The organism is Intestinibacter sp., assembly GCF_034113885.1.
Lineage (GTDB): Bacteria > Bacillota > Clostridia > Peptostreptococcales > Peptostreptococcaceae > Intestinibacter.
On record NZ_JAXEWM010000195.1, the window covers coordinates 1 to 6,632 of the forward strand.

The 6,632-nt window shown below is 32.1% G+C and carries 11 protein-coding genes; 7 read left to right on the forward strand and 4 right to left on the reverse strand.

The annotated features are described in order from the left end of the window. A partial coding sequence (locus SPD90_RS12160; protein WP_320925404.1) for an amidohydrolase family protein occupies positions 1–487 on the forward strand: 487 nt, incomplete at its 5' end. A 396-nt stretch (positions 488–883) separates the two neighbouring features. Here the strand turns inward: SPD90_RS12160 and queF are convergent. From queF to SPD90_RS12180, 4 genes are read right to left on the reverse strand one after another with little or no spacing between them, the layout of a single operon-like run. Then, the gene (gene queF / locus SPD90_RS12165; protein WP_320624237.1) at positions 884–1,387 is read right to left on the reverse strand and encodes a preQ(1) synthase; all 504 of its coding nucleotides are present in this window, start codon (positions 1,385–1,387) and stop codon (positions 884–886) included. Positions 1,388–1,389: 2 nt separating this feature from the next. Continuing rightward, entirely contained in the window at positions 1,390–2,070 is a 681-nt protein-coding gene (queC, locus tag SPD90_RS12170) for a 7-cyano-7-deazaguanine synthase QueC (protein ID WP_320925405.1), read from the reverse strand. A 14-nt stretch (positions 2,071–2,084) separates the two neighbouring features. Beyond that, positions 2,085–2,747 (reverse strand): putative 7-carboxy-7-deazaguanine synthase QueE, encoded by a 663-nt coding sequence (queE, locus tag SPD90_RS12175; protein ID WP_320925406.1) that lies wholly within the window; start codon positions 2,745–2,747, stop codon positions 2,085–2,087. Position 2,748: 1 nt separating this feature from the next. Continuing rightward, positions 2,749–3,177, reverse strand: coding sequence for a 6-pyruvoyl trahydropterin synthase family protein (locus tag SPD90_RS12180; protein WP_320925407.1), 429 nt, complete (start codon positions 3,175–3,177; stop codon positions 2,749–2,751). 306 nt (positions 3,178–3,483) lie between these two features. Here SPD90_RS12180 and SPD90_RS12185 point away from each other — a divergent pair, with 306 nt between their 5' ends. The 6 genes from SPD90_RS12185 to SPD90_RS12210 all read left to right on the forward strand — a co-directional run. Beyond that, entirely contained in the window at positions 3,484–3,849 is a 366-nt protein-coding gene (locus SPD90_RS12185) for a VOC family protein (RefSeq protein WP_320925408.1), read from the forward strand. 18 nt (positions 3,850–3,867) lie between these two features. Further along, positions 3,868–4,107, forward strand: coding sequence for a DUF1653 domain-containing protein (locus tag SPD90_RS12190; protein WP_320624242.1), 240 nt, complete (start codon positions 3,868–3,870; stop codon positions 4,105–4,107). A 351-nt stretch (positions 4,108–4,458) separates the two neighbouring features. Further along, positions 4,459–4,767 carry a thiamine-binding protein gene (locus SPD90_RS12195; protein WP_320925409.1) on the forward strand — a complete coding sequence of 103 codons (309 nt, stop codon included), beginning with the start codon at positions 4,459–4,461 and terminating at the stop codon, positions 4,765–4,767. Positions 4,768–4,769: 2 nt separating this feature from the next. Further along, positions 4,770–5,609: a hydroxyethylthiazole kinase gene (thiM, locus tag SPD90_RS12200; RefSeq protein ID WP_320624244.1), complete on the forward strand. Its 840-nt coding sequence runs from the start codon at positions 4,770–4,772 to the stop codon at positions 5,607–5,609. After that, positions 5,596–6,252 (forward strand): thiamine phosphate synthase, encoded by a 657-nt coding sequence (thiE, locus tag SPD90_RS12205; protein ID WP_320925410.1) that lies wholly within the window; start codon positions 5,596–5,598, stop codon positions 6,250–6,252. The genes thiM and thiE overlap by 14 nt, the downstream gene beginning before the upstream one ends. Positions 6,253–6,292: 40 nt before the next feature. After that, the coding region (locus SPD90_RS12210) for an HAD hydrolase-like protein (RefSeq protein ID WP_320925411.1) at positions 6,293–6,632 on the forward strand (340 nt) is incomplete at its 3' end.

Below are 6,632 nucleotides of genomic sequence, written 5' to 3' on the forward strand. Positions count from 1 at the left end.
AGCTTTACTAGAAAGAATAGCTAAATTAGGAATAGTTGTAAGCTATCAACCTATATTCCTTGACTACGATATGCATGTAGTTGAAAATAGATGTGGCAAAGAATTGTCTTCTACTTCTTACGCATTCAAAACTTTAGATGATCTTGGAGGTAAAATAGCTTACGGAACAGACTGTCCAGTTGAGGATTGTAATCCATTCCCTAACATTTACAGCGCAGTCACTCGTAAGGATTCTACTGGATTCCCTGAAGGTGGATTCTATTCAGAAGAATGTGTAGATGTATACACAGCTATAGATGCGTATACTGAAGGTAGCGCATACATGGAATTCATGGAAGGTAAAAAAGGTAGAATAAAACCAGGTCAACTTGCTGATATAGTAGTTCTTGATAAGGATATATTTACTTGTGACCCAATGGAAATAAGAGATATATTACCTGTTATGACTATGATTGATGGTAAGGTTGTTTATAGAAAAGAAATTTAATTTTTATATAGTAATCGAAAAAATAACAAATATAAAAGCTATTGGTTTATATTAACTGATAGCTTTTTGTTTTTATATATATGCTATAATATAAAACATTGAGCAACAATTTATTATAGAGTGGTTTGTTTCTAAAGTAGCAGTTCTATTCTAGGAAGAAATTTCTAATTTTGGATAGAGTGTTTTCTAACAAAAAAGTCAAAAACCACTCAAAGGCCATGTGGTGAACCCATAAGAGTGGTTTAAACAATATAAATTTTTAAATCTATTAAATATAAAATAGATTGTATTTTATAGTATCGGCAATTAATATAATTTTATACACACAGGACTGTGGATAAAGTTGTGGATAATTAAAATATAAGTTGTTAAGAAATATAGTAAAAGTTATTTATATTATCTATTGTCTACCTTTTCAGGATACAAATCATGGTTCATCATTCTGTAATCAGCCATTTTTTCGTATTTAGTGCCTGGGATTCCGTAGTTACAATATGGATCGATACTGATGCCGCCTCTTGGAGTAAATTTGCCCCATACTTCTATGTATTTTGGAGACATTAGTTTTATTAGATCCTTCATAATTATGTTCATGCAGTCTTCGTGGAAGTCCCCGTGGTTTCTGAAGCTGAATAGATATAATTTTAATGATTTACTTTCAACCATTTTTTCACCTGGTATGTAACTGATATATATAGTTGCGAAGTCTGGTTGTCCAGTTATTGGACATAGACTTGTGAATTCAGGGCAGTTGAATTTTACGAAGTAGTCGTTGTTTGGGTGTTTGTTGTCGAAGGTTTCTAGTACGTCTGGGTTGTACCCAAATTCGTATTTAGTTCCTTGGTTTCCAAGTAAGCTTAAGCCTTCTAGCTCTTTACTTTTTCTTCCTGTTTCTAGCATATTTAAACTCCTTTCTCTTTTTTATGTTTTTGTTCTAGGTAAGTATCTAGACCATGTTTTCTAAGCTTGCAAGAAGGACATTCTCCACATCCGTCGCCTATGATTCCATTGTAGCAAGTTAGAGTTTTTTCTCTCACATAGTCAAGTTTTCCATATTTATCTGCTAATTCCCAAGTTTGAGCCTTGTCTAGCCACATCAAAGGTGTGTGAATTACGAAGTCATAATCCATAGCTAGATTAGCAGTTACGTTTAGTGATTTTATAAATGCATCTCTACAGTCAGGGTATCCACTAAAATCTGTTTCACATACGCCTGTAACTATATGTCTAGCATTTTTAGTTTTTGCAAGGATTGCAGCAAATGTTAAAAATACCATGTTACGCCCTTCCACAAATGTAGATGGAAGTTCACCATCTTTGCCAGCTTCGACCTTTATATCGTCGCGAGTTAGAGCATTTGGTGCTAGTTGATTTAATAAATCCATATCTAATATATAGTGTTCAACACCAAGATCCTTTGCTATGTTTTTGGCACATTCTATTTCTAATTTATGTCTTTGGTTGTAATTAAAAGTTACAGCTATAACTTTATCAAATCTCTCTAAAGCCCAAAATAAGCAAGTAGTAGAGTCTTGACCGCCGCTGAAAACAACTACTGCATTGTTATTATTGTTATTGTTCATAATCAATCTCCTTTTTAAACACCCTTCATATTAGGGTCCCATATTATTTTATGTAGTTGAACTTGAAGTCTGACCTTGTTTAATTTTTTCTCTTTCATAAATTCAACTATGTCTTCTAGTTCAATAGCTCCGAAAACGGGGCTAAAATATACTAAGCATTTGTTTGTTAAATCAAAATGGTTTATTATTTTACAAGCCTCTTGAAGATCATCTTTGCTACCTAATACAAACTTATAAACATCTGTATTTCCGACATATTCGAAGTTTTCTAATACCATTAAATCAGTCATTTTACTAGATGGAAGCTTGTAGTCTAATATAAATATTAGATTTGGATATTTTTCTTTAAAAGGTGAAATATCAATTGCCCCATTAGTTTCTATATGTACTGTAAGCCTTTTATCGTCATTTAGTAGTGATAAGATTTCGTCTATATTCTCTTGAAGCAGAGGTTCACCACCTGTTAATGTTACGTTTGACACACCTGTTTCTTTGATATAGCTATAGATTTCTTCAGCTGATAAAACCTCTGTTATTTCGCTTTTGTCGAATGAATAAGTAGTATCACACCAAGCACATCTCAAGTTACATCCTTGAAATCTTATAAATGTGGCAAGCTCACCAGCGCTAGGACCTTCACCGTCTATTGATACGAATTTTTCTATAATATTAAACATATTAGTCCTCCGTATATGTACAGCTATTTGTAGGTGTTTCAAATAATTCTACTTCACAAACATCTAGCCCCATAGCCTTTAATTTGTGGAATATATCCCTGCTCATTTCTTCAGCAGTAGGTCTATATGGAACTAATAAAACATCAAAAGAGTTAGGTAATTCTTTTAACTTTTCTGATAGCAAAAGACCTTCTTCGTTGTTTTCTATAACAAGCTTATGGTCGAATAGGTCTTCAATTTCCTTTAATTTTTCTTTTATATTTCCAAAATCATCGACCATTCCTCTAAGCTGACCTTCTTGGTGAAGTGTTTCACTTTTGATTGAAACTATTAATTTATATCTATGACCGTGTAAATTTGAACATTTTCCGTTGTACCCACTCAAGTAGTGAGCCATATCGAATTCAATTTGACTTTTAACCTTAAACATCGCTTACCTCCCAAATAAAATATTTTGTATATGAATTATTATTGTTTAATCTTCTAAATAAAAAAGGGTTATTTCTTTGCACGATAAAACTAGTGCAAAAAAATAACCCTTTTTTGTTTGTTAGCCTAGTTTTATTTATAGACAGGATGGTCTTAATGAACTGTCTTTTAAATTTTCGTACTATAATACATTAACATAAATATTCAAAGTTGTAAAATATTAATTAAAAAAGTAAGCTTGTGAAGTATAATATAAAGTAAGCTATTAAAATTTTATATTAACTAAGATAAAAGGGAGGCGTTCTAAATGAGATATGCGCATACTACTATAATGGTAAGTGACATAGAAGAATCTATAGAATTTTACCAAGCAGTTACAGGACTTGAACTTAAATGCAAGTTTATGACAGATCAAGAGGACAAGCTATTGGCATTTTTAGCTGATAAAGATGGAGGTACAGAAATAGAGCTTATACAAGATTTTAGACAAAAGCCACAACATGGTTCTGGAATATCACTAGGCTTTGCAGTTAAAAATATAGAAGCCTATTTAGAAAAAATAAGATCAATGGGATATGAAACTACTGATATAATTTCTCCAAATATTAGAACACAATTTTTCTTTGTAAATGATCCAGATGGTATAAAAATACAATTAATAGAACAAATATAGAAGGATTAGGAGAAATTTATGACTAGAAAAATAGAAGTACAAAGACCATATAGACATTTCAAAGGAAAATTATATTACGTTCACAGCATAGTGACACATACAGAAACTGACGAAAAATTAGTTTCTTATCAAGCATTGTATCCGCCATATGGGATGTTTGTAAGACCACTAGAAATGTTTATGGAAGAGGTTGAACCAGGAAGAGAAGATAATATAACAAATCAAAAATATAGATTTGAGTTATATGATGGAAAATAATTTGTAAAAGGGGCTATCACGAAATAATTTTGTAATAGCTTCTTTTAATTATAGATAAAAAATTAATGCTAATAATCTTTTTTTCATAAAAATTACCTCCATTTCGTTTTTTTTATTTATTTGTTTTTGTTTAATTTTTTTATTTTCATTATAAAGTACAAATAGCAAATTTATTTTAGGTAGCTTTTTTAAAAAAATTATAAAAATTTGAGTAGAAAGTTGAAAATAATGACAAAAAATGTTAAAATACTAATAGCTGAAAAGCAGAAAATGGGGCATACCACCTAGGGTATGAAGCGTTTTCTGCTTTTTTTGCTTTAAAGAATAATTTATATCAGGAGGAATTAAAAAATGAACGCAAGTGTAGCAATTCAAGTATTACCAACATTACCAGATAAGGAATTAGTACCAGTAGTAGACAAGGTAATCGAATATATCCAAAGTCAAGGCTTAAAAACAGTAGTTTCACCATTTGAAACAACAATAGAAGGTGACTACGATAAGCTAATGGAAATAGTAAAACAATGTCAATACGTAGCTTGTGAAGCTGGAGCTCCAGGGCTTATGACTTATGTAAAAATAAACTTCAACCCAGGACCAGAAGGAATATTAACTATATCAGATAAAATAGACAAATACACAGTAAAGGATGGAGAATAAAGATGAGTATATTAGAAGACAGCAAAGAAATTTTTGAAAACATAAAAAAAGTTAGACCAGTTATGCATAATATTTCAAACATAGTAACTGCTAACGATTGTGCAAATATAACATTAGCATGTGGAGGCTCTCCAACTATGGCAGACGATCCAGAGGAAGTAGAAGATATAACTGCTGCTTGTAATGGTTTTGTATTAAATATGGGTAACACAGGCGGTTTCATGGTAGAAACTATGCTTCGTGCAGGTAAAAAAAGCAACGAAGTAAATCATCCAACAGTATTAGACCCAGTTGGTGCAGGTGCAGCTAAGAGAAGAAATGAAGTTTTAGAAACTCTATTAAAAGAAATCAAATTCTCAGTAATTAGAGGAAATGTTTCTGAAATAAAATTTGCAGGAACTAAGAGCTCAGGAGCAAAAGGTGTAGATGCTGCTGAAGGAGATAAGGTTACAGAAGAGAATCTAGATGAAATGGTTGCATATGCTAAGAGCATAAGTGCAAAATTAGGTAGTGTAATAGCTATGAGTGGAGCTATAGATATAGTTGCAGATGCCAATACTGCTTATGTAATCAGAAATGGTCACAGCATGATGTCAGATATAACAGGTACAGGATGCATGCTTAGTAGTGTAGTAGGTGTATTCATAGCTTCTAACCCAGATAACATACTAGAAGCAACTGCAGTAGCTATAAGTGCTTACGGACTTGCTGGAGAATTAGCATACAAGAAGACTATGGAAATGGATGGATATACATCAACACTTAGAATGAACTTAATAGACTACATGGGCAAAATGAATGCAGAAATTTTCAAGGGAGGCGCTAAAATTGAAGTTAGATAATGAAGCAATAAAAAAATCAATGCTTTTATATGCAATAACAGATAGAGCTTGGCTTAAAGAAGGAGAAACTTTAGAAGAAGTAGTTGAGGATGTTTTAAAATCAGGTGCGACTTTCCTACAACTTCGTGAAAAAATACAAGGTCATGAAGAAATCGTAGAAATGGCTAAAAAGCTTCAAGCACTTTGTAAAAAATACAATGTTCCATTCGTAGTAAACGATGATACAATGGCTGCAAAGGAAATAGATGCCGACGGTGTACATATAGGACAAAGCGATATGGAATACACAAAAGCTAGAGAAATTCTAGGACCAGACAAAATAATCGGTGTGTCAGCTGGAAATTTACAAGAAGCCAAAGAAGCAGAAAGAGTAGGTGCTGATTATATAGGTGTCGGTGCAGTTTTTCACACAGATACTAAAAAGGACGCGACTTCATTGACTATGGATCAATTAAAGGAAATTTGTGAATCTGTATCTATTCCAGTAGTAGCTATAGGTGGAATTAGTGTGGATAATGCACTAAAATTAAAAGGAACTGGCGTAGACGGAATATGTGTAATCTCAGCTATATTTGGAAGTGAAAATCCATCAGAAGCTACTAAAAAATTATTAGATTTATCTAAAAAAATAGTATCTGAATAATTAGTTAGACAGGCATATTATTAGAGGAAGCTATAAAGATATGAGTGAAATAATTCAACCACAGGAAAAAACAAACAGCATCGATATATTAGATGATGTTATAGCTAAAAAAAGATTATTGATATTTGACATGGATGGTACACTCTTAGATTCGATGGAGTTTTGGCAAAATCTGGGCAGACGATACCTTGAAAGCAAAGGCAAATCCCCAGAGGATGATCTGGAAGATGTGATAGAATCTATGACCTTGCAAGAATCTGCATCTTATTTTAAGAAAAAATACGATTTAGATGAAGATACAGAAGATATAATAAAAGAGGTATTAGATTTCATAGAAGATAAATATTTAAATGAAAGTCCATTGAAAAAAGGTGTAAAAA